A 22,469-nucleotide genomic window follows, 5' to 3' on the forward strand; every position below is an offset into this window, starting at 1 on the left:
CCGCAGACGGCCGCCGCCACCGCGCGGTGCGGGGCCGGCGCCGCGAACTGGCTCAGACCGGCGGCGGCGACCAGCGCGGCGGCGCAGGGGAAAAGGCGGGGGGCACGCGAGCGCACCCGGGCAGTACGGCGCATCAGCGCTCCTGAGGGGGAGTTGACGGGGCTTCGACCGCTCATCGGGCCCGCCAGCCGCCCACCGGCGACCGGTGCCCGGGGCCCGGCGCGGACCCGCACGAGACTACGACGCGGAGAAGTCGATCTCCCGCAGGGCGCGCGCGGCACCCCGGTCGAGTACCACGGCCGACGCACAGCCGGCCGGCGCCCGCCCGGCCCCGAGCAGCAGCAGCCGCAGCCGGGCGACCGCGCGCCGGTGCCGGGCGAAGGCGTAGCGCGAGACCCGCCGCCCGCGCCGCCGCTGCCCTGCCATGGCCTCGGCCGGGTCGGCGTCCAGCAGCAGCAGGTGCACCCGGCGGCCCTGCCGCTCGGCGGCCCGGGTGAGCCAGGCCCGGACGAAGGGCAGCGTGCCGCAGTCGTGCACCGCGAGCGGACCGCCGTCCAGCACGGCCCGGCGCAGCCGCCGGTAGTGGGCGAGCCGGACCAGCGGGCGGTAGAGCGCGTACGGGAGCCGGCCGGGCAGCCGGGCCGCGTACTCCTGGCGGACAAGCTGGGAGTCGACCAGCGGGGCGCGGACGCAGCGGCGCATCAGGGTGCTCTTGCCGCTGCCGGGCAGGCCGGTGACGACCAGCAGGTCCCTGGCGGGGTAGTGCAGGGCGGCCGGGCCGGGGCCGCTCAGCTCGTGCACGCCGCCGCGGACCACCCGGGCGCCGGTACCGCGGCCGTCGACGGTCCGGCTGTCGACGGTGCGGGGCGGCGGCACCAGTGGCACCGCCGCCCGCGATGTTCGTACGCCCGTCACCGACCCCTCCCCGCTGTTCCCGTCCCTGGAGCATGGCGCATTCCCAAGAACGAGTAAAGGCCCGTGGTCAGGGCGGGTGCACGGAACCCCGGGCTCGCTAGCCCAGCTGCGGGGCGACCCGGGAGGCGACCAGCTCCAGGTGGTCGAGATCGCCCAGGTCCAGCACCTGGAGGTAGACCCGCTGGCTGCCCGCCGCCGCGTACCGGCCGATCTTCTCCACGACCTCGTCCGGGGTGCCGGCCAGGCCGTTCTCCTTCAGCTCGTCCACCTCACGGCCGATCGCGGCGGCCCGGCGGGCCACCTCGGCGTCGTCCCGGCCGACGCAGAGCACCAGGGCGTTGGAGTACACCAGGTCGTCGGCCGATCGGCCGGCCTGCTCGACGGCGGCCCGGACCCGGGCGAACTGGGCGACGGTGTCGTCCAGCGAGGCGAACGGCAGGTTGAACTCGTCGGCGAAGCGGGCGGCCAGCGCCGGGGTGCGCTTCGGCCCCAGACCGCCGACCAGCACCGGGATGCGCTCCTGGACGGGCTTGGGCAGCGCGGGCGAATCGGTGAGCGTGTAGTACTTCCCGGCGAAGTCGAAGGTGTCGCCGAGCTTGGTCCGCCACAGCCCGGTGATGATCTCCAGCTGCTCCTCCAACCGCCCGAACTTCTCCTTGGGGAAGGGGATGCCGTAGGCGGTGTGCTCGGCCTCGTACCAGCCGGCCCCGAGCCCGAACTCGACCCGTCCGCCGCTCATCGCGTCGACCTGGGCGACCTGGATCGCGGTGACGCCCGGCAGCCGGAAGGTGCCGGCGGTCATCAGGGTGCCGAGGCGGATGGTGCTGGTGTCGCGGGCGAGCCCGGCCAGGGTGATCCAGGCGTCGGTGGGGCCGGGCAGGCCGTCGACGTCACCCATCTTCAGGTAGTGGTCGGAACGGAAGAAGGCGCTGAAGACGCCGAGCTCCTCGGCGGTGCGGGCGACCCGCAGGAGGGTGTCGTAGCTCGCGCCCTGCTGGGGCTCGGTGAAGATGCGAAGATCCATGGGGACCATTCTGGTACAGACCACCCGATCGGGAACGCAGGGAACCGGCCATGCCACGGAACGTCCCGAAGGTGGCCAAGGTCTCAGCACGGAACCGTCACGGCCCGGCCTGCCCGCTCGGCGGCTCGCCTACCGTGGACGGATGTTCGCGACCCCCGACGAGTCCTACCGGCCCTCCCCCGACGAGCCGAGCCGGCCGGCTGCCCGCTGCCCGGCATCGTGGCTGCCTTCACACCCCGGCTGGCCGAGTTCGCCTTCGAGCCCGGTTTCGTCGCGGCGGTCGACCAGCACGCGGCGATGCTGCGCGAACTGCTGTACGCGCAGGGGCCGGAGCTGGCGCCCCGGCCCCTGGACCGCGAGGAACTGTCGGACTACGCGCTGGGCTTCCTGGACGCGCTCACCGAGATCGGCTGGCGGGAGCCGGTCGGCTACGACTACGCCGTCACCCGGCTGACCGCGATCTGCTGGCTGGTGCGCGAGCAGGGCCGGATCGTGTAGTAGACGATCTTGCAGATGATGCCGGTCATGTCGTACTTCGAGCCGCTCAGGTAACGGGCCATCCCGGCCCGCTCGGCGACCCGCTCGGACCCGAGCCGGCGCAGCACCCGGTCCAGGACCCCGGCGATCGCCTTGGCCACGATCCAGCCGATGGCCAGGATCACCAGGAAGGCTATGAACTGCGGAATCACCTTGGCGATCTTGGACCAGGCCTGGGTGAAACCCGACCCGAAGTCGACGGAGAGGGCGAGCTGCTGAGCCACGGAGTCCTCCACTCGGTGACACGGCGCCGGAACGGCGCGGTCGACCCCCCACCCTTCGTGGATAGCAGCACCCCGCCCCGCCCGCGCGCGCCCGGTCGGCCGGATGGTTCCCTCGGGTGAAGACCCCGGCCGTACGCCCGCGTACAGTGGCGGTCCGGGCCGGGGTTCGCCGCGGGGTGGCCGGTTGCGGGTCGCCGGTTGCGGGTTGCAGGTCTCGTGGGACGGGGTTGCGAGTGATGGAGCTGGACGGTGGAGAGGTGATCGGAAGCAGTACGGGCGCGCCCGCCCACCACGCACTGCGCTGGCGGGTACGTCCCTCGGCGGTCCGGGCCGCCGTCCTCGTCCTCCACGGCGGCGAGGAGCACAACCTCGCCCGGCCCCGCCCGCTCAACCTCCCGCTGCTGCGCATGCACGGCTTCCTGCGCGCGCTGACCAGGGCGACGGCGGGCACCGACATCGCCCTCGGAACCGTCCGCTACCGCCACCGCGGCTGGAACGGCGCCCGTGCCGACGCCGCCCAGGACGCCCTCACCGCACTCGACGAACTCGCCGCGAACCTCGGCCCGGTGCCCACCGTGCTGGTCGGCCACTCCATGGGCGGCCGCGCCGCCCTGCGGGCCGGCGGCCACCCGGCCGTCACCGGCCTGGTCGCCCTCGCCCCCTGGTGCCCCGCCGAGGACCCCTGCGACCACCTCGCCGGACGCGACGTCCTGCTCCTGCACGGCGACCGCGACACCGTCACCCCCCCCGCCGACACCCGCGCCTTCGCCGCCCGCAGCCGCGCCGCCGGCGCCCGCGTCTGCGGATACACCGTCACCGGCAGCGGCCACGCCATGCTCCAGCGCATCCCCGACTGGCACCGCGCCACCACCCGCCTCACCGCCGCCCTCCTCGGCCTCCACCCCCTCCCCGCCGAAGCCGCCTCCGCCCTCGCCCTCCCACCCACCTCCCCCGAAGCCCTCACCCTCCCCCTCCCCCGTCAACCCCGCCCCACCCTCGCCGCACCCGCCTGACGCCCCAGCGCAAGGCCGGTACCGGCGCGGTCGCCGCAGACGCACCCCCACCTCGGCCAACCCGCCCCACCCGGACAGTCCGGAGCGGTCGCCGCAGGCGCGCCGGGTCTGTCATTCGGCGGGTGGGGTGGGGAGGTGGCCGGCGAGGAGGGCTTGGCCGAGGGGGGTGGGGCGGTGGGTGACGGTGCGGCCGGTGCGGTCCTTGGTGGTGAGGCCGGAGTCGGCGAGGACGGTGGCGTGTTCGCTGGCGGAGGCCGTGGAGATGTCGACGTGGGTGGCCAGGTCCTTGGTGGAGCAGGGGCCGTGGGTGGCGATGGCCTCCAGGGCGGCGGCGCGGGTCTGGCCGAGCAGGGCGGTGAGGGTACGGCTGGGGGTGGGTTCGGTCTCGGGCTGCAAGGGACCGCTGATCCTCGCCGGGTAGAGGAGGACGGGCTGCTGGTGCGGGTCCTCGAAGCGGGCGATGACAGGGCGGCGGGGGCCGAACACGCAGGGCTGGAGCAGGAGTCCGCGGCCGTCCAGCCGGACGTCGCGCCGGCACCCGCTCGAGAGCGGGAAGCTGAGCACCGGGCGGCGCCAGGCCAGGGCGGGGTGCAGCGAGCCGAGGACCTGGTCCGGTTCGGCGATCCGGCGGCGGCGGCCGTGCTCGGTGGTGACGATGGTCTCGATCTGTCGCCGGTAGGGGTCGATGGCGCGGGTCTGGTAGTCCGCGGTGACGTTGCCGAGGAGCTTCCTGGCCCGCTGGTCGCCCGCTGCCACGCCGCGCGCGAAGGCGCTCAACTCCCGTTCCCCGCCGACGGATAGCAGGTGGTCGCGGAGCGGTTCCTCGGGTGTCCCGGCGGTGGCGCTCTCAATGGCACCCGGGTCCCGGCGGACGGTGAGGAACTCCGGGATCGCCGAGCGGGTGTAGAGGTCGAAGAGCAGTGCGGTGCGCGGGTTCCAGGACGCCCGCAGCCGGTTGCGCCAGACCTGGAAGCGCGGATCGCAGCGGCCACTGACCAGGGCGTGGACGCTGAGGGACAACTCCATCGACATGTCGGGGCGCTCGGCGACCCGGACGCGGTCCAGGTCGTCCGTACCGAAGTGGATTCGCAGCACGGACGCGATCGTCACCCGCGGGCGCCCGGTCCGCAAACTCTTCGGCGAGAACCGAATCCATGGCGGAGCGGGCCGGGCGCGGTGAGACTCGTCGGACCGGCGGCGGGTCCGGGTGACGGACCGGACCCGCCGCCGAGGGCGGGCCCGGCGGCGGGTTCAGCCGAGGTCGGCGGCCGACTCCGCCACCACGCCGTAGAGGTCCCCGACCGTGGCGAGCGCGCCCCGGTGGATCTGGGCGGCGGTGAGCTCCGTGGCGCCGGACCGCAGCGGCCGGGTGGCGCAGGCGTCGGCGACGACGGTGGGGCGGTTGCCGCGCAGGAAGGCGCCGGCGGTGGTGAAGGCGACGCACATGTGGGTCATGAACCCGGCGATGACGACGTCCTGGTGGCCGGCCACGTCCACCAGCGCGCCCAGGTCGGTGCCGACGAAGGCGTCCGGGGCCTGCTTGACGACCACCCGCTCGCCCTCGACGGGGGCGACGTCCGGGTGGATCTGCCCGATCTCGGCGCGGACGTCGTACGGGGTGCCCGGGCCGCCGTCGTTGATGACGTGGATGACGGTGGCGCCGGCCGACCGGGCGCGGGCGAGCAGCGCGGCGGCCGCGTCGAGGGCCTCACGCCAGCCGGTCAGCTCCATGACGCCGCGGGTGTAGGTGTGTCGGGTAGGGCCCTGACCTCTCGGCGCAGAGTCCCCCCTCAGAACCGGGCGTGCGACTTTCACCGCACCCGGCTCAAGCAGGCCCAAATGACTACGCAATTTCCTGCAGCTCCTTGTGGTCGGAAGCGTGGTGCTTCCTGTGGCAGTCGGAGTGAATGAGCACGAGGTTATTGACCTGATCCGATCCACCGCGCGAGCGGTATATCAGATGATGCTTGTGCAGATGCCGGAAATTCGCACTGAACCAGTTCGCCCATTCGCGTACCGATTCGGGCTCATACCCGACCCCGGCAATGAGATCAGTGCCACACAGCGGGCACAGACCCTTTTGTCGGGCTGCCATTCCCACAACCTTCCGGCCGTGAGCCTCTGGAAGCTTGCGCTTATTGCGCCGCCCGGCCCAGTAGTCCACCAATGACGGATCATCCGGAGATGCCGCCCCCGTCACCACGGTGTGGCGAACGATGTGTGTCCAGCTGGGCTTCACCAGATATGCACCGGTCTCCTTGTCACCGAAGACCCAGTTGTCTTTGCGATGCGGGTGGAAGGCCCCGAAGTAGTTGTCCTGAATCCACGCGGTCGACTTTTTCGGATGCCTTCGCTTGGCCCACCTGAACATCCTTATGTACATCCAGTGACCAAGGTCTCCGAAGACCTTGCTCGCTGCCGCACCTCGGTAATAGGTGGACCACCCCTTGATCAAGGGATTGAGACGGCGTATGACATCTGCCGTCTTGGCCGTGGCCATCTCCATGGAGATTGCCGTGACCTTTTCCTTGAATCGCTTCACCGCTTCTCTGCTCGGTTTGGTTAGCAGCTTCCCATCGAACCGGCGGACGTGGAAACCGAGGAAGTCGAAGCCTTCGTCGATGTGGACCACGCGGGTCTTTTCATCGTTGAAAGCCAACCCTCTCGGCTCCAGCCATTCGGCGAGCCTCTGCTTTACCGTGTATGCCTGTTCTTCCGTGGCGCACATCGCCACGAAGTCGTCGGCGTACCGAACAAAGGTCGGGGTCACATGGGCCGTCTTCTGCCAGATCGGCTGTCGGTCTATGTCCCCTGCGGCGTTCCCCATGCCGTGCAGCGTGATGTTTAGCAGCAACGGACTGATGACCCCGCCCTGCGGCGTGCCCCCTTCCGTGGGCGCGAAGCGCCCCTGCTCCATCACCCCGGCTGTTAGCCATCCTTGGATCTCCCGGCGAGCCGGGAAGTCTCCGATGGCATCCAGCAAGCGATCGTGGTTGACCCGGTCGAACGCACTCGTCAAGTCAGCGTCGAGGACCCAGGTCCGCTTCGCGTCCTTGCGCGACATCGTCGTGTGAATGCGCCCTACCGCATCGTGGCAACTTCTCCCAGGTCGGAAACCGTAGCTCCGCTCCTCGAAGAGTGCCTCCCACTCCGGCTCCAGGGCGTTCTTCACCCTGGCCTGCTCTACGCGGTCCCGAATCGTCGGGATTCCGAGTGGCCGCAGCTTTCCGTTCGCCTTCGGGATGTGCACGCGCCGTACGGGCACCGGCCGGCATCGCGGCGCCGCCTCCAGCTCCCGAAGGAGCTGTCCACGGTCCTGATCCGACAGAGCCACTTTCCCATCCACACCGGGAGTACGGCGTCCTTGACTGAGCTGCGTCACCCGGCGGATGGATACCACCGTGTTGTGACGAGACCGCAGCATCAGCTTTTGCAGGTTGCGGAGACGCTTGGCGTCCCCATCTTGCGCAGCCTTGAAGATCCTCTGCCTCAGTCGACGTACGTCCGCCTCTGCCTCGGCCCAGTTCACGCTGCGCCACGCTTTGGCATCGCCCAGGCTTTTCGTCACTCGGGTGGCCGCGTCGGCCGTTGTTCCGGTCATCTTGTCCACCTCCGCGTCTACGTCCAGTTCCTGGTTCTGTCGTCATTGCTTCGGCCTCTTCAAAGGCCCACCTGTCCCGCGTCAGCCCTCTTTCGAGTCCGCGCATGTGCGCGGTATCCGCCAGGTTATGGACAGCGGCCAAGGAGCCGTATCTCTGCCTTTTCCCCTAGGCTTTCGCCTTAGCGGCCTTCGCTTCTCGGGACATCCTATTCCCGCATGGGATTTGTGCCTTCGTTACCTCCGGCCTACCGGCTCGCACCGGACCCATACGGGTTTTCGCTGTTCCACACGCACCAGATGCGACCTGGGTGGGGCGCTCCCTATACTCCGGGGTCAATGGTGACCACGCTGCCCGTTCCAAAGTCCGGTCAGCCACCTCGGGTATTTCACCCGACGACCCTTACCGCCGATTGCTAGTCGTTGCCGCGGTTTTCGATGACGAAGCCTCATCAGGAGTTCACTTGCGTTCGCCCTTCAGGTCTTCCCCTTACCCTGTGGCCAACGACGACCCGTCGGCCCTTGGGGCTTCTTGTCAGGCAGCTTCACACCCGCTAGTTACCCGGCGAGCATGTGCCCTAGGGGACCAGCCATTTTGGTCACTTGGCTGGAGGGAGCACCATCCTCACAGCGCTCCCCGCTGGCACGAGCGGCTTATCAGCTCGCACTCTGGTAGTCGATCAGGACGAGGGTCGCGGCGCCGAGCACGGCGGGCTTGTCGTCGAGGCCGTTGAGGGTGCGCAGGGTGGTGGTGGGCATGGCTGTACCGCTTTCGTCGCCTGGAGGGGTTCTTCGCAGGTCACGCCGGGTGCGGCCTGCCCATGGAACGCTACGGGCGGACTCGGCATGGCGGCAATGCCGTCTAACATGCAGAATCCGACATCGAGGGAGCAGCGAGTGGAGAAGCGGCTGATCGTCGTCGTCCTGTTCGAGGGCGTCGACCTGCTGGACGTCACCGGACCGCCGGAGGTGTTCTCGCTGGTCCGGCGGGAGACCGCCGACGCGGCCGGCTACCGGGTGGTGCTGGCCGCCGCGACCACCGATCCGGTCACCACGGCCGCCGGGGTGCGGATCCTGCCCGATCTGACCTTCGATCAGGCGGCCGCCGCGGGCGGCATCGACACCCTGCTGGTGCCCGGGGCCGTGGAGGCCGACGGCGGACGGGTCCGGGCGCTCACCGACCCGGCGGTGGTCGACCACGTCCGCACCCTGGCCGCCCGGGCCCGCCGGGTCGCCTCGGTCTGCGTCGGCGCCCACCTGCTGGCGGCCGCCGGGCTGCTGGACGGCAAGCGGGCCACCACCCACTGGTCGACCGCGGGCCAACTCGCCGCCGAGTACCCGCAGATCGAGGTGGACGCCGACCCGATCTTCATCCGCGAGGGCGAGGTGTGGACGGGTGCGGGCATCAGCGCCTGCCTGGACCTCTCGCTCGCTCTGGTCGCCGAGGACTTCGGCGAGGAACTCGCCCTGCGGGTCGCCCGCCAGTTGGTGATGTACCTCAAACGTCCCAGCGGCCAGAGCCAGTTCAGCGTCCCGCTGGAGCCCGTCTCCACCACCCGGCGGATCGAGGAGCTGCGCCACCACATCCTGCGCAACCTCTCCGACCGGCTCACCGTGCCGGACCTCGCGGCCCACGCCCACGTCAGCGAACGGCAGTTGGTGCGGATCTTCAAGGCCGAACTGGGTACCACCCCGAGTGCCTACGTCGAGTCGGCCCGGGTCGAACTCGCCCGGCACCGGCTGGAGTCGGGCGACGACACCCTCGAACGCATCGCCACCGCCTGCGGGTTCGGCACGACGGACACCATGGTGCGCGCCTTCCGCCGCCGCCTGGACACCACGCCGACGGACTACCGCCGGCGCTTCCGCACGTCCACGCCCCCGCCGGCCGGACGCTGAGCGCCCACGACGTCACGCCCCCGCCGGCTGCCGAACGGTGAACGACCTGCGGCGTCACGCCCCCGCCAGCCGAACGGTGAACGAGGTACGGCCGGGCCGGCTGGCCGCCTCGACCGTGCCGCCGTGCGCCTGGACCACGGCCCGGACGATGGCCAGGCCCAGCCCGGTCGAGCCGGTGGCCCGGGAGCGGGCGCGGTCGCCGCGGACGAAGCGCTCGAAGACCCGCTCCAGCAGCTCCGCCGAAATCCCGGGCCCTTCGTCGGTGACGCTCAACTCCACGCCTTCGACGGTGAGTTCGAGTCGCAGCTCGACCGCCGTACCGGCCGGGGTGTGGGTGCGGGCGTTGGCCAGCAGGTTGGCCACCACCTGGCTCAGCCGGTGCTCGTCCCCACGCACCAGCACCGGCTCCTCCGGCAGCACCAGGCGCCAGCGGTGGTCCGGGCCGGCCGCCCGGGCGTCGGCCACGGCGCCCAGCACGATCCGGGTGAGGTCCACCTCGTCCTCGGCCAACGGACGCCCGGCGTCCAGCCGGGCGAGCAGCAGCAGGTCCTCGACAATCGCGCCCATCCGCAGCGCCTCGGCGTCGATCCGCTCCAGCGAGTGCCGCACCTCGCCCGGCACCTCGCCGGGGTGGCGCAGCGCAAGCTCGGCGTGGCCGCGGACGGCCGCGACCGGGGTGCGCAGCTCGTGGCTGGCGTCGGCGGCGAACCCGCGCAGCCGCTCCTCCACCGCGTGGCGGCGGGCCAGCGCGTCGCCGACGTGGCCGAGCATCCGGTTGAGCGCCGCGCCGACCCGGCCCACCTCGGTGCGCGGGTCGTCGTCCGGCACCCGCTCGGCGAGCATCACCTCGCCGCTGGCCAGCGGCAGCGCGCTCACCCGCTCGGCCATGCCCACCACCCGCCGCAGCGGGCGCAGCGAGAAGCCGACCCAGACCGCCCCGGCGGCGCCGGCCGCGGTGGCGGCGATCGCGAAGACGGTCAGCTCCAGGGTCTCCAACCGCTCCACGGTGTCCTCGGCGGACTTCACCGGCAGCCCGCTGACCAGCACGTCGCCGTCCCGACCTGACACCGCCCGGACCCGGTAGTGGCCGAGCGGGCCGCCGAGGTCGAGGGTGCGGGCCGGTCCGCCGACCGGCAGGGCGGCCAGGGCGCGCTGCCGGTCGGGCGGGAAGGAGACCCGGTCGTCCTCGTCGCCGGGGGTGTCCACGTCGTCGGCGTCGCCGTCGACCACCCCGGCGGCGGTCGCCCGGCCGTCCACCAGCCGCACGCCCAGAGTGCCGGGGGTCTGGGCCCGGGTGTCCGGGCCGACGCCGGAGCCGGTGTGCTCCAGGCTGGCGGCGTAGCGGCCGCCGGCCTCGGCGAGCTGCTGGTCGAGCCGGTCGACCAGGAAGTGGCGCAGGGCCGCGGCGGTGGCGAAGCCGACGGCGGCGCAGGTGACCACCAGCAGCACCAGCAGGCCGGCGATCAGCCGGGCGCGCAGGGTGCGGGGCAGCAGCCTCCGCAGGAGGTTCGCGGTCCGGCTCACGGCGCGGCCTTGATCAGGTAGCCCGCGCCGCGCACGGTGTGGATCATCGGGCTGCGGCCGGCGTCCAGCTTCTTGCGCAGGTAGCTGATGTACAGCTCCACGATGTGCGCCTGCCCGCCGAAGTCGTACGACCAGACCGCTTCCAGGATCTGCGCCTTGCTGAGCACCTGTCGGGGGTGGCGCATCAGGTGGGCGAGCAGCGCGTACTCGGTCGGGCTGAGCTCGATGGTCTCGCCGTCGCGGGTCACCTCGCGGGCCCGGTCGTCGAGGACGAGGTCGCCGAGCACCAGGGCGTGCGCGGGCGGCCGGGCCGGACCGGTCGCCGGGGCGGCCCGGCGCAGCAGCCCGCGCAGCCGGACCACCACCTCGGCCAGGCTGAACGGCTTGGTCACGTAGTCGTCGCCGCCCGCCGCGATGCCCGCGATCCGCTCCTCGACGGCGTCCCGGGCGGTGAGGAAGAGCACCCGCACCTCGGGCTGCTCGGCGTGCACCCGGCGCAGCACCTCCAGGCCGTCGAGGTCGGGCAGCATGACGTCCAGCACGACGGCGTGCGGGCGCCACTGCGCCGCCTCCCGGACGGCCTCCAGGCCGGTGGTCGCGCCGCGGGCCTGCCAGCCCTCGTAGCGGACGGCGCCGCAGACCACCTCCACCAGGTCCGGTTCGTCGTCGACGACCAGGACTCGCCAGTCGGGGCGGGCGTCGGGGTGCCGGTCGGGTTGCCGGTCCGAGCAGCCGTCGGTGTCGTCCATGGTGCTCCCTCGGTTCGGCGGTGGACGGCTGGAGTGGCCGGCGTTCATTCTGGCCTGCCGCGATGAGAAACCCGTGAGATCGCCGCAACTGGTTCGTGAACCCTCATATGGCCGCTGAACTGCGCCGATGCCACCCCAGGCGGCCGCTGGAACGGGCCTTGTTCAGAGGTGACTCAGAGCTTGCGGTGCGATCGTGGACCGCCCGGCGGGGCAGCGCCACCGCCGGGAGTTGAGGAGGTTCCCGATGACCACTGCCACCGCGCCGAAGTCCCGGCCGGCGTCCGCCGGCCCGCGCCACCGGGCGGCGGCCCACCCGCCGCTCGCCCTGCCCCCGAACGCGGCGCTCGGGCTGATCGCCGCCGGGGCGCTCGGCGTGCTCGGGCTGTGGTGGGTGAACACCGCCTCCGTGGTCGGCGCGGCCGGGTGGCTGACCGGCGCCGGGCGGATCACCGGGCTGCTCGCCGGGTACGCCGCACCGGTGCTGCTCCTGCTGATGGCCCGGCTGCCGCCGGTGGAGCGCGGGGTCGGCGCCGACCGGCTGGCCCGCTGGCACGCGTACGGCGGCCGCTGGCTGGTGGCCCTGGTCTCGGTGCACGTACTGACCGTCGTCTGGGGCTACGCGCTCACCGACGGGCGCGGGCTGGTCGGCGAGGGCGTGGAGATCGTCTTCCACTACCCCGAGATGGTCAAGGCCTCCCTGGGCACCCTGCTGATGCTCGGCACCGGCCTGGTCTCCGCCCGGGCCGCACGCCGCCGGCTCTCCTACGAGACCTGGTACTACCTCCACCTGGCGACCTACCTCGCGGTGGCGCTCGCCTTCGCCCACCAGCTGGCCACCGGCGCCGACCTCGGCGGCGGGCCCGGCCAGGCCGGCTGGTACGCGCTCTACTTCGGCACGGCGGCGCTCCTCGGCTGGTTCCGGCTGCTGCGCCCGTGGCTGCTCGACCGGCGGCACGGCCTGCGGGTGGCCGAGGTGCGGCCGGAGGGCCCCGGCGTGGTGTCGCTGTTCCTGTCCGGCCGGCGGCTGGAGGAACTCCGCGCCGAGCCGGGCCAGTTCTTCCGCCTGCAGTTCCAGGCGCCCGGGCTGCGCTGGGCCGCCAACCCGTACTCGCTGTCCGCGCCGCCGCGCCCGGACTTCCTCCGCTTCACCGTCAAGGACCTCGGCGGGCACAGCGCCGCCGTCGCCGCGCTGCGGCCGGGCACCCGGGTGCGGGCCGAGGGGCCGTACGGGGCGTTCACCGGGCGGCAGCAGCGGCAGCACCGGGTGCTGCTGCTCGGGGTCGGGGTGGGGATCACGCCGCTGCGGGCGCTGTTCGAGACCCTGCCGGGCGAGGTCACGCTGGTGCAGCGGGCGCGGCGCGCGGAGGACGTGCTGTTCCGGGCCGAGCTGGCCGAGGTCGCCCGGCGGCGCGGTGCGGTGGTGCACGAGTTGCTCGGCTCGCGGGAGCAGGTCGGGGACCTGGGCGCCGCGCTCGCGCGGCTGGTGCCGGGCCTGGCCGAGCACGACGTGTACCTGTGCGGACCGGAGGCCGTCGCCGAGGAGGCCGTGCGCGCACTGCGGGCGGCCGGGGTGCGGGCTGGGCGCATCCACCGCGAGTCCTTCGTCTTCTGAACACGTCGCCCCCTCGCCTTCACTCACACGTTCGAGTAGCCGTTCCGGAGGAGTTGTCCTGCCATGCGTCGAGCCGTCGTCACCAGTGCCGCCACCGCTGCCGGGGTGGTGCTGCTGCTCTCGCTCAAACCGCACGAGGCGACCGGGTCCGCGCCGGTGATCAGCTCGGGGTCGGGGTCGGGGTCCGGCTCGGCGTCGGGGTCCGGCTCCGGCTCCGGGACCACTGGCGCCGCCGACACCACTCCGGGCCGGTCCGCCTCCCCCGCACCCACCACCGGTGGCGGCGCCACCCGGAAGGTCAGCGGGGACACCGTCAACACCCGGTACGGCCCGGTGCAGGTGCAGGTCACCCTCGCCGGCAGCCGGATCACCACCGTCGACGTGGTCAAGTACCCGACCCAGGACCGCCGGGACCGCGAGATCAACGCCGACGCCCTGCCCGTGCTCAACCAGGAGGCGATCTCCGCGCAGAACGCCCAGATCGACGCGGTCAGCGGCGCCACCTACACCAGTGACGGCTACATCCGCTCGCTGCAGAGCGCCCTCGACCGGGCGAAGGGCTGAGGCCCCGGTGCTGCGGCACGCCGAGCCCGTGATGGGCACCGTCTTCTCGATCGCCGTCCGCGACCCCCGGCCGGACACCCCCGAGGCGGTACGGCGGATCGCCGAACGGCTGCACCGGATCGACGCGGTGTTCTCCACCTACCGGCCCGACAGCGACATCAGCCGGCTCGGGCGCGGCGAACTCGCCCCGGACGACTGCGACCCCGACGTGCCCACGGTGCTCGCCGCCTGCCGCGAGGTGGCGGCCGAGACCGACGGCTACTTCACCGAGCGGCCCGGCGGACGGCTCGACCCCAGCGGCTGGGTCAAGGGCTGGGCGATCGAGGAGGCCGCCCGGCTGCTGCGTGCCTCCGGTGCCCGGCAGTTCTGCGTCAACGGCGGCGGGGACGTACAGACCTCCGGCGGTCCGTGGCGGCTCGGCGTCGCCCATCCCGCAAGACCGGGCATGCTCGCCGCCGTACTGGCCGGAAGCGACCTCGCCGTCGCCACCTCCGGCACCGCCGAGCGCGGCGCCCACATCCTCGACCCCCGCACCGGCCGCCCGGCCGACGGACTGGCCTCGCTCACCCTGGTCGGTGCCCCCGGCACCGGCATCGCCCGCACCGACGCCTGGGCGACCGCCGCCTTCGCGATGGGCCCCGACCGCGCGCTGGCCTGGGCGGCTCGGCAGCCGGGGGTGGAGGCGCTCGCCGTGCTGCCGGACGGGTCCAAGCGCTGGACGTCCGGACTGCCCGGCCATCTGCCGCCCTCCGGGCCGGCCGACTGGCAGCCGGCTGGCCGGCAGCCGACCGCCGCATACTGATCCGCCGCACCAACTTTGCTACCGCCACGCCGAGTTCACCGGATCAGGTGAACTCCGGCGATCATGACGCGCTCTGCTCCGCACGGTGACGGATAGTGGGGGACCGATCGGGCACGGACCGCCCTTCCCCCAGCAGCAGGAGCGCGCATGAGTGTCGGCGTGACGGAGAACCACGGCGTGACCGAAGGCGGGACCGGAGGCGTGGCCGAGGGTGTAGCTGGTGGTGGGGCCGAGGGCGTGGCCGGGGACGTGGAGCTCACCACCCTGCTGGTCGCCGCCGCCCGGGCGATCGAAACCCACCGCCCCGACGCCCTGGCCCGGGACCACTACGCCGAGCACTTCGTGCGCGCCGCCCCCGCCGCCACGCACTGGCCCGTCCACCCCCGCGACGTCCCCGACGGCGAGGCCGACCCGCTGTGGGGGCGACTCGGCCGCTACTTCGCGCTGCGGACGAGGGCGTTCGACGACCAGCTGCTGCGGGCCGTCCAACTCGGCGCCCGGCAGGTCGTCCTGCTCGGGGCCGGACTCGACGCGCGGGCGTACCGGCTGGACTGGCCCGGCGACTGCACCCTCTACGAGGTCGACCGGCCCGAGGTGTTCGCCTTCAAGGAGCGGGTACTGGACGGGCTCGAAGCCGCAGCGACCGACCGGCCCACCGCCCACCGGGTGGCCGTCAAGACCGACTTCCGCACCGACTGGGCCGGGGCGCTGACCGCCGCCGGGTTCCACCCGGACCACCCGACCGCCTGGCTCGCCGAAGGCCTGCTGCTCCACCTTCCCGGTACGGCGGAACGCGAACTCTTCGCCGCCGTCGACCGGTTGAGCGCCCCTAGCTCCACCCTGGCCTACGAGGCCAGGCTCGGCCCCGAGGCCGCGGCGGTCCGCGACCACCCCGTCCACACCGCGACCCGCGAGCGGACCGGCATCGACCTGCCCGCCCTCCTCGACGCCGAACCCCGCCCGGACACCCCGGCCGACCTCACCGCACGCGGCTGGTCCACCACCGTCCACACGCCCTACGAGTTCACCCGCCACTACGGCCGCGGGCCACTCCCCGAGCCGGACGACGCCCTCGCCGCCAACCGCTGGGTCTTCGCCGTCCGCCCCTGAGGCGCTGCCGCCCCGGGCCCCGGGCCGGGTCGTCGGCGGCGGCCGGTGCCGCGCACCCGCGGCCCCCCGACTCGGCTCGACGTCCGGCGCCGGGCCGGGCCGGGCCGGGCCGGGCCGCATGTTCCCACCTGCGGCCGAGCAAGTCCCAGGCGGTTGTCGTACCGCAGAGGGCTCCAGGCCTTGAGCGTTTCTGCGCAGAGCGCCTCCCGGTGGGCCGAGACGGTGTCGCGTTCTTGCGCAATACTGCGCCCACGATTGACATGAACCGCCCGAAGCGCCAAGCTGCTCTTTCGAAACTGCTCGAAACCACGTTCTTCAAGCATCTTGGATCACCTGATCAAGCACGCACGAAGGCGGTAACTGCGGTGGACAAACGTGTGCTGGCCCTCGTCTCGGCGTGCGCCGGACCCGGACGGTGCCCACCGCCTACTACACCGCCCGGGTCCGCTACCGGGGCCGCCGGCTGTTCCTGCTTCTGGTCCTGGTCACCCAGACGTTCCAGCCGACCTCCCTGCTGGTGGGCCTCTACCGCGAGTTCTACCAGCTGGACATGCTCAACTCGGTCTGGACGCTGATCCTCTGCAACGCCGCCTTCAACCTGGCCTTCGCCGTCTGGATCCTCACGGCGTACATCTCCTCGGTCCCGGTGGAGCCGGAGGAGGCCGCGATGCTCGACGGCCTCGGCTGGCTCGGGGCGCTGCGCCGGGTGGTGCTGCCACCGGCCCTGCCGGGCGTGGTCACCGCGGTGATCTTCACCTTCATCTCCGCCTGGAACGAGTCGCGATCGTGCCGGTGGCGGTGCTGTTCGCCCTGATCGAGCGGCACGTGGTCTCGGGACTGACCGCCGGATCGGTCAAGTAGCCCGCCGAACCAGCAGATCGAACCGAAGAGTCGACAGGAGAACCCCCCGTGCGCCTGCTCCGACCCCATCTGCGAAGGGCCGCCCTCGCGGCGGCCCTCACCAGCATCGCCGCCGTCGCCGGCCCCGTCGTACCGGCCCATGCCGCCGGCCCGCCCGCCGCCGTCCTGGACGGCAGCCACCAGGACGCCACCTGGCAGAGCTCCACGTACGCCAAGGGCACCCTCGGCGGCGCCACCTCCTGCCCCACCGCCGCCCAGGACCCGGACGGCACGGTCTGCGGCCGCTTCGACCTCACGGTCGACGTCCCCTCCGGCTACTGGGACGACAACCCGGAGGGCGGCGTCCCCGTCTCGATCCAGTGGCAGAACCCCACCGACGACTTCGACCTGTACGTCTACGACGCCAACGGCAAGGAGGTCGCCGAGAGCGCCGGCACCGCCGACCCCGAGGCCACCGTCATCCCCAAGGCCTCCGGCACCTACCACGTCCTGGTCGTCCCGTACGACGTGCACGGCGGCTCCTTCACCGGCCGCGCCTACCTCCCCCGCACCACCGACGCGGGCGACCTCACCTCCTTCAGCGGCGGCCAGGGCAGCTACGACATCTCCGCAGGCACCCTCAAGGCCAAGGTCGACTTCCTCGCCGACGACCAACTGCGCCTGCGCGCCGCCCCGGACGGCGACATCAGCGACCCGGTGGGCGGCGCCGTCATCCGGCAGCAGCCCCAACTCCAGACCCGCACCTCCACCTTCGACGCCGGCGACTACTACGGCATCCGCTCCGGCCACCTGGTGCTGCGGGTCTACAAGCACCCCCTGCGGTTCGGCCTCTACCGGGCGGACGACCGCACCGCCATCTGGCAGGAGGACGCCCCGCTGCGCTGGTCCACCGGCGGCCTGCGGCAGAGCCTGGTCCGCGGCGCCGACGAGCAGTTCTTCGGCGGCGGCGAGCAGAACGGCAGCTTCTCCCACCGTGACCGGACCGTCCATGTCGCCAACAGCACCAACTGGAACGAGGGCGGCTACAACAACTCCCAGCCGTTCTACGTCTCCACCGCCGGCTACGGCGTCTTCCGCAACACCTTCGCCCCCGGCATCTACGACTTCGGCTCCCCGGTGCGCACCGGGCAGCAGGAACGCCGCCTGGACGCCTACTACTTCACCGGCGACGTCAAGTCCGTCATCGGCGAGTACACCGCGCTGGTCGGCAAGCCCTTCATGCCACCGGTCTACGGCCTGGAGCCCGGCGACTCCGACTGCTACCTGCACAACGCCAACCGCGGCGAACGCCACACCACCGACGCCCTCAAGGTCGCCGACGGCTACGTCCGGAACCAGATGCCGCTCGGCTGGATGCTGGTCAACGACGGCTACGGCTGCGGCTACGAGAACCTGCCCCAGACCGGCGAGGGCCTGCGCAAGGACCACACCCAGCTCGGCCTCTGGACCCAGAACGGCCTGCCCAACCAGGCCGAGGAGGTCAAGGCCGGGGTCCGGGTGCGCAAGCTCGACGTCGCCTGGGTCGGCAACGGCTACGGCTTCGCCCTCGACGCCTGCGACCGGGCCAAGGCCGGCATCGAGGACAACAGCGACGCCCGCGGCTTCGTCTGGCTGCCCGTCTCCTGGGCCGGCGCCCAGCGCTGCGGCGTGCTGTGGAGCGGCGACCAGAGCCTGTCCTGGGACTACATCCGCTGGCAGATCCCCACCTACGCCGGCGCCACCATGTCCGGCATCGCCTACAACACCGGCGACGTCGGCTCGATCTTCCGCCGCGACCCCGAGATGTACACCCGCGACCTCCAGTGGAAGGCCTTCCTGCCGACCATCATGACGATGGACGGCTGGGCCAGGGACATGTCCGGCAAGCAGCAGCGCGACCAGCAGCCCTGGCTGGACGGCGAACCCTACACCTCGATCAACCGCAAGTACCTGCAGCTCAAGGAGCGGCTGCTGCCGTACATGTACACCCTGTCCGCCGAGGCCACCCGCACCGGCATCGGCGCGGTGCGCCCGCTCGCCCTGGAGTACCCGGACGACCCGGCGGCCCTCGGGCCGAACGCGAAGTACGAGTTCCTGGCCGGGCCGGACTTCCTGGTCGCCCCGGTCTACTCCGCCACCACGGTGCGCGACGGCATCTACCTGCCCGAGGGCACCTGGACCGACTACTGGACCGGACGCACCTACCAGGGACCCACCACGATCAACGGCTACTCCGCCCCGCTCGACACCCTGCCGCTGTTCGTCAAGGGCGGCGCGATCGTGCCGATGTGGCCCCGGGGCACGCTGTCCTGGGAGAACCGCGACCGCGGTGAACTCGACTACGACCTCTACCCCCAGGGCGACTCCTCCTACACCCTCTACGAGGACGACGGCGTCACCCGCCGGTACGCGGCGGGCTCCTCGGCTACCCAGCAGGTGGACGTCCACGCACACGGCCCGGTCACCACAGTCGAGGTCGGCGCCAGCGAGGGCAGCTACAGCGGCAAGCCGGACGCCCGCTCGTACCGCTTCACCGTGCACGGCCGGTCCGTCCCTCGGATGGTCGTCACCCAGGGCGGCCCGCTGCCCCGACTGGACTCGGCCGCCGCGCTCGACTCCGCCGCCTCCGGCTGGTACTTCGACGGGGCCACGGGCGTGACCCACGTCAAGACCGCGCCCGTGCCCACCGACGAGGACTTCTCCCTCCACCTGATCCACGGCGGCCACTGACCCCACCCGCCCCCACACGGCTCCGTCCCGCCCGGGTCGTCCTCGCCGGGCGGGACGGGGCCTCCCTCCTCCTCCGCCATCGGTTCCGATTTGTGACGTGACCCTGTCTAGTTCGTTCGCGTCCTCCGTGATGGGATGTGGTCAACGGGGTCACGAACGCGGGTGGGGGTACGTGGTGCGGAGTGGACGGCTGCTGGCACTGGACGAGGACGCGGCGCGTCTGGCCGCGGTGGGAATGGTCCGGCTGGGGGCTCGGGACAGGCTCGGAGCAACGGACGGGACACCGAACGGGGCACCTCACGGGGCCCCGGGCTGGACGGGCGGGCTGCACGCGGCCTCCTTCGCGGACGCGTGGCTGTCGTTCGGCGACACCCCCGCGCCCGGGCTGCGGATGCCCGCGTCCGCGGTGCTGCCGACGGTCGCGGAACTGGCCGCCGAACTGCTCCTGCGCTCCTGCGGGGAGGACGCGCCGACGGCACTGGAGTGGCTCGGGCTGCACTCGGCCGAGGCCCACGAGCGGGCCGACCGGGAGGGCCTGACCCACCCGGCCGAACCCTGCGCGCTCGCCCTGGTGTGGCACGGCGTCCAGGCACTGACCGCCGCGGACGGGCCGGGCCACCGTCGCCGCATCGAGGAACGGGGCGAGGCCTACCTGCGGGAGCGGCACCGGCGCCAGGACACGCTCGCGCTCGTGCTGTGCTGCGCCCGGATCGCCGCGGCGGCGCTGGTGGAGCTCAGCGAGGGCGATCCGCAGCGCGTGGACGAGTGGTTGGAGCAGGACGCGGCACGCGCCATGCCGCGCGGCGGCCCCGTCCCGCTCTGGGTGCCGGGACGGCCCGGGCAGCCGGTCGACTGACGCGGGGCCGCGGGCCCGGTGGCGCTGCCGGGCCCGCGGCCCCACCTGTGGAGGGACCGGTCAACGCGGCCCGGGGTCGCTGGTGCCGGGCCGACCGTTCTCCAGGTGTCCGGCCCAGCGGCGGCGGAACGCCGGCCCGTCGGCCGCCGCGACGGTGACGTCGTACCAGCGGCTCTCGGCGGGCAGGTCGAAGGTGAACCGGGCGTCGTCCCCGGGGCGCAGGGTACGGCCCTGCTTGGCACCCTTGGTGTACGCCTCCTCGGCGGTCACCGTCCGGGGGGTCTCCCCGTGGTTGGACACCGTCACCCGCACCTTGTTCCTCGCGGGCTCGAAGCGGGCGACCAGGCCACCGACCGTCCTGCCTTCGAACTCCTGCACCGAGCCGTTCGGCCCGTGCGCGACGAGGTGGTAACCGTCGTCGACCAGCGGCCAGTGGTCCTCGAAACTGTCGCCGGCCGAGACGGTGTAGCGGCGGGGCGCCGCCGCCGGCGCCGTCCGGTCGTAGACGTAGAGCCAGGCACCGGCCTTGCCCTTGTTGTCCAGGTTGAGCTGGAACACCGTCGTGTCGTAGGTCTCGTCCTCGTTGACCCGCAGGTCGTACGGGAGCGCGCGGGCCGGACGGGTGCCCTGCTCCTGGGTGGGCATCCGCTGGGGCAGCGGCACCTGGTACGGCTTGCCCCGCGAGGCGATCGGCGCCGGCACCGGGATCGAGACCCGCTGGGGGTCGGCGCCGGAGAAGTCGAGCGCCGAGGTGAGGTCACCGCAGACCGCGCGGCGCCAGGCGCTGATGTTGGGCTCCTCGATGCCGAACCGGGCCTCCAGGAAGCGGAGCACGGAGGTGTGGTCGAAGGTCTCCGAACAGACCCAACCACCGCGTGACCAAGGGGAGATGACCAGCAGCGGCACACGCGGGCCGAGGCCGATCGGCTGCAGTCCGCCGCGGTCCGCACCGGGGACCAGCGGGCTCATCTCCCCCGGGTACTTGGCGAGGTCGAGCAGCTCGTCGCCGAGGCTCGCCTCCAGGTCGGAGGAGACCACTCCCTGACCGCCCGGACGGCTGACCACCGGCGGCATCGGCGGGACGACGTGGTCGAACAGGCCGTCGTTCTCGTCGTAGTTGATGAGGAAGACGGTCCGGCCCCACACCTCGGGGTTGGAGGTGAGCGCGTCCAGCACCAGATTGATGTAGTACGCGCCGTCGGTGGGCGTGGCGGAGGGGTGCTCGCTGTAGTTGTACGGCGGGACGATCCAGGACACCTGGGGCAACCGGCCCTGCTCGACGTCGGCGCGGAACTCCTTGAGCGTGTGGTCCGTCGCCCCCTTCTCCACCAGCGGACCGGACGCGCCCTCGGCGACCTGGTACCGCTCGAAGAACATCAGCGAGTTGTCGGTGTAGTTGTCGGTCGGGGTGCCCGGCTCACCGGAACCGCCCTGGTACAGCTTCCAGCTGACCCCGGAGTCCTCCAGCCGCTCCGGGTAGGTGGTCCAGGTGTAGCCGTTCCTGCCGTTGCGCTCCTCCAGGCCGGGCCCGTTGGGCTTGCGGCCGTAGACGTTGCGCGGGTCGCTGGTGCCGGTCCACAGGTAGATCCGGTTGGGAGCGGTGTCCGCGTGGACGGAGCAGAAGTACGAGTCGCAGACTGTGAAGGCGTCGGCCAGTGCGAAGTGGTACTGCAGGTCCTGACGCTTGAGATGACCCATCGTCATGACGTCCTGCTTCTGGTTCACCCACTGGTCGTGGCGCCCTTCGTTCCAGGCGAGGTGTCCGCTGCTCCAGCCGTGGTCCGTGCCGGCCTGGTACTCGGTGGTGTTCCCCGGGTCGATGTACCAGGGCAGCACCTCCTTCTCGGAGGCCGGCAGACCACGGTCGTGGTAACGGCCGGTCCTCACCGCGGCGGCCGGCTGGTGCCAGTTGGGCCGGCCGCCGGGCAGCAGGGTGGGGCGCGGGTCACCGAAGCCTCGAACACCTCGGAGCGTGCCGAAGTAGTGGTCGAAGGAACGGTTCTCCTGCATCAGGATGACGACGTGTTCGACGTCCTTGATGGAGCGCGTCCTGCCGATCGCGGGCAGGGCCAGCGCCTTGCTGACCGCGGGCGGAAACGCGCCGAGGCCGGCGGCGGCCACGGACGCACCCCCCAGCTGGATGAATCGGCGCCTGTCGATGGAGGCCACGTGGGGTCCTTCCCGGTCGGTGAATGCACGGGTTCCGCTGGAGCACGAACATAGGTGCCGCACGCGGGACGTACACAGTCCGTCGGCGAACACAGCGTGATCTTTCGGCCAACTCCCGTCCCGGAAACGCGAAGAACCCCCATCCGGAATCCGGATGGGGGTTCTTCTGAATGATCGTTCGGCGGCGTCCTACTCTCCCACAGGGTCCCCCCTGCAGTACCATCGGCGCTGTGAGGCTTAGCTTCCGGGTTCGGAATGTAACCGGGCGTTTCCCTCACGCTATGACCACCGAAACACTATGAA

Annotated in this window: 17 protein-coding genes, 1 rRNA gene and 2 pseudogenes; 10 read left to right on the top strand and 10 right to left on the bottom strand. The window is 72.3% G+C overall.

Translation table 11 applies throughout. The features are described 5' to 3' along the window. Positions 1-237: 237 nt before the first annotated feature. A complete protein-coding gene (locus tag HS99_RS34950; RefSeq protein WP_030554178.1) occupies positions 238-915 on the bottom strand; it encodes a P-loop nucleotide/nucleoside kinase family protein in 678 nt (225 codons plus the stop codon). Positions 916-1,012: 97 nt separating this feature from the next. After that, a complete protein-coding gene (locus HS99_RS34955) occupies positions 1,013-1,939 on the bottom strand; it encodes an LLM class F420-dependent oxidoreductase (protein WP_030554176.1) in 927 nt (308 codons plus the stop codon). 207 nt (positions 1,940-2,146) lie between these two features. On the opposite strand from HS99_RS34955, the gene HS99_RS34960 reads away from it, so the two are divergent. Beyond that, positions 2,147-2,437, top strand: a complete 291-nt coding sequence (locus HS99_RS34960) for a DUF6401 family natural product biosynthesis protein (protein ID WP_030554263.1) — start codon at positions 2,147-2,149, stop codon at positions 2,435-2,437. Here the strand turns inward: HS99_RS34960 and HS99_RS34965 are convergent. Further along, positions 2,374-2,700 carry a mechanosensitive ion channel family protein gene (locus HS99_RS34965; RefSeq protein ID WP_030554175.1) on the bottom strand — a complete coding sequence of 109 codons (327 nt, stop codon included), beginning with the start codon at positions 2,698-2,700 and terminating at the stop codon, positions 2,374-2,376. The genes HS99_RS34960 and HS99_RS34965 overlap by 64 nt on opposite strands. 257 nt (positions 2,701-2,957) lie before the next feature. Between HS99_RS34965 and HS99_RS34970 the strand changes: the two genes are divergently transcribed. Further along, the gene (locus tag HS99_RS34970) at positions 2,958-3,713 is read left to right on the top strand and encodes an alpha/beta hydrolase (RefSeq protein WP_223885883.1); all 756 of its coding nucleotides are present in this window, start codon (positions 2,958-2,960) and stop codon (positions 3,711-3,713) included. Between the two features lie 111 nt (positions 3,714-3,824). Here HS99_RS34970 and HS99_RS34975 read toward each other — a convergent pair whose 3' ends face one another. The 3 genes and pseudogenes from HS99_RS34975 to ltrA form a co-directional block, all read right to left on the bottom strand. Beyond that, positions 3,825-4,808, bottom strand: coding sequence for an ArsR/SmtB family transcription factor (locus HS99_RS34975; RefSeq protein ID WP_030558094.1), 984 nt, complete (start codon positions 4,806-4,808; stop codon positions 3,825-3,827). A gap of 156 nt (positions 4,809-4,964) precedes the next feature. Continuing rightward, positions 4,965-5,468: pseudogene (locus HS99_RS34980) on the bottom strand (isochorismatase family protein); the annotation flags it as partial. Positions 5,469-5,556: 88 nt separating this feature from the next. After that, positions 5,557-7,314, bottom strand: a complete 1,758-nt coding sequence (gene ltrA, locus HS99_RS34985; RefSeq protein WP_030558097.1) for a group II intron reverse transcriptase/maturase — start codon at positions 7,312-7,314, stop codon at positions 5,557-5,559. A gap of 864 nt (positions 7,315-8,178) precedes the next feature. Between ltrA and HS99_RS34990 the strand changes: the two genes are divergently transcribed. Beyond that, on the top strand, positions 8,179-9,210 hold the full coding sequence (locus HS99_RS34990) for a GlxA family transcriptional regulator (RefSeq protein WP_046385849.1): 1,032 nt from the start codon (positions 8,179-8,181) through the stop codon (positions 9,208-9,210). A gap of 54 nt (positions 9,211-9,264) precedes the next feature. Here the strand turns inward: HS99_RS34990 and HS99_RS34995 are convergent, their stop codons facing one another. Both HS99_RS34995 and HS99_RS35000 read right to left on the bottom strand, forming a co-directional pair. Beyond that, positions 9,265-10,734, bottom strand: a complete 1,470-nt coding sequence (locus tag HS99_RS34995; RefSeq protein WP_030558101.1) for a sensor histidine kinase — start codon at positions 10,732-10,734, stop codon at positions 9,265-9,267. Beyond that, positions 10,731-11,483 carry a response regulator transcription factor gene (locus tag HS99_RS35000; protein WP_030558102.1) on the bottom strand — a complete coding sequence of 251 codons (753 nt, stop codon included), beginning with the start codon at positions 11,481-11,483 and terminating at the stop codon, positions 10,731-10,733. The genes HS99_RS34995 and HS99_RS35000 overlap by 4 nt, the downstream gene beginning before the upstream one ends. A gap of 244 nt (positions 11,484-11,727) precedes the next feature. Here HS99_RS35000 and HS99_RS35005 point away from each other — a divergent pair, with 244 nt between their 5' ends. From HS99_RS35005 to HS99_RS35035, 7 genes and pseudogenes are all read left to right on the top strand, one after another. Beyond that, positions 11,728-13,095: a ferredoxin reductase family protein gene (locus HS99_RS35005; protein ID WP_030290996.1), complete on the top strand. Its 1,368-nt coding sequence runs from the start codon at positions 11,728-11,730 to the stop codon at positions 13,093-13,095. A 63-nt stretch (positions 13,096-13,158) separates the two neighbouring features. Beyond that, positions 13,159-13,659, top strand: a complete 501-nt coding sequence (locus HS99_RS35010) for an FMN-binding protein (protein ID WP_030558103.1) — start codon at positions 13,159-13,161, stop codon at positions 13,657-13,659. A gap of 31 nt (positions 13,660-13,690) precedes the next feature. After that, positions 13,691-14,461 carry an FAD:protein FMN transferase gene (locus HS99_RS35015; protein ID WP_046385851.1) on the top strand — a complete coding sequence of 257 codons (771 nt, stop codon included), beginning with the start codon at positions 13,691-13,693 and terminating at the stop codon, positions 14,459-14,461. Between the two features lie 147 nt (positions 14,462-14,608). Beyond that, positions 14,609-15,571 carry an SAM-dependent methyltransferase gene (locus HS99_RS35020; RefSeq protein ID WP_078938642.1) on the top strand — a complete coding sequence of 321 codons (963 nt, stop codon included), beginning with the start codon at positions 14,609-14,611 and terminating at the stop codon, positions 15,569-15,571. A 412-nt stretch (positions 15,572-15,983) separates the two neighbouring features. Beyond that, positions 15,984-16,432: pseudogene (locus HS99_RS35025) on the top strand (carbohydrate ABC transporter permease); the annotation flags it as partial. A gap of 48 nt (positions 16,433-16,480) precedes the next feature. After that, a complete protein-coding gene (locus HS99_RS35030; protein ID WP_050366379.1) occupies positions 16,481-19,141 on the top strand; it encodes a glycoside hydrolase family 31 protein in 2,661 nt (886 codons plus the stop codon). A 172-nt stretch (positions 19,142-19,313) separates the two neighbouring features. Continuing rightward, the gene (locus HS99_RS35035) at positions 19,314-19,997 is read left to right on the top strand and encodes a hypothetical protein (protein WP_030599095.1); all 684 of its coding nucleotides are present in this window, start codon (positions 19,314-19,316) and stop codon (positions 19,995-19,997) included. 60 nt (positions 19,998-20,057) lie between these two features. Here HS99_RS35035 and HS99_RS35040 read toward each other — a convergent pair whose 3' ends face one another. Continuing rightward, positions 20,058-22,166, bottom strand: coding sequence for a phosphocholine-specific phospholipase C (locus tag HS99_RS35040; protein ID WP_030558111.1), 2,109 nt, complete (start codon positions 22,164-22,166; stop codon positions 20,058-20,060). Positions 22,167-22,342: 176 nt separating this feature from the next. Continuing rightward, positions 22,343-22,459, bottom strand: a 5S ribosomal RNA gene (gene rrf, locus HS99_RS35045). Positions 22,460-22,469: the final 10 nt, after the last annotated feature.

It is taken from the genome of Kitasatospora aureofaciens (assembly GCF_001188955.3).
Classification (GTDB): Bacteria; Actinomycetota; Actinomycetes; order Streptomycetales; family Streptomycetaceae; genus Kitasatospora; species Kitasatospora aureofaciens.

Coding starts and splice junctions, on each gene's coding strand:
- HS99_RS34955 (WP_030554176.1), bottom strand. CDS start 1,939: ATGGATCTTCGCATCTTCACCGAGCCCCAGCAGGGCGCGAGCTACGAC.
- ltrA (WP_030558097.1), bottom strand. CDS start 7,314: ATGACCGGAACAACGGCCGACGCGGCCACCCGAGTGACGAAAAGCCTG.
- HS99_RS34990 (WP_046385849.1), top strand. CDS start 8,179: ATGCAGAATCCGACATCGAGGGAGCAGCGAGTGGAGAAGCGGCTGATC.
- HS99_RS35000 (WP_030558102.1), bottom strand. CDS start 11,483: ATGGACGACACCGACGGCTGCTCGGACCGGCAACCCGACCGGCACCCC.
- HS99_RS35005 (WP_030290996.1), top strand. CDS start 11,728: ATGACCACTGCCACCGCGCCGAAGTCCCGGCCGGCGTCCGCCGGCCCG.
- HS99_RS35010 (WP_030558103.1), top strand. CDS start 13,159: ATGCGTCGAGCCGTCGTCACCAGTGCCGCCACCGCTGCCGGGGTGGTG.
- HS99_RS35015 (WP_046385851.1), top strand. CDS start 13,691: ATGGGCACCGTCTTCTCGATCGCCGTCCGCGACCCCCGGCCGGACACC.
- HS99_RS35020 (WP_078938642.1), top strand. CDS start 14,609: ATGAGTGTCGGCGTGACGGAGAACCACGGCGTGACCGAAGGCGGGACC.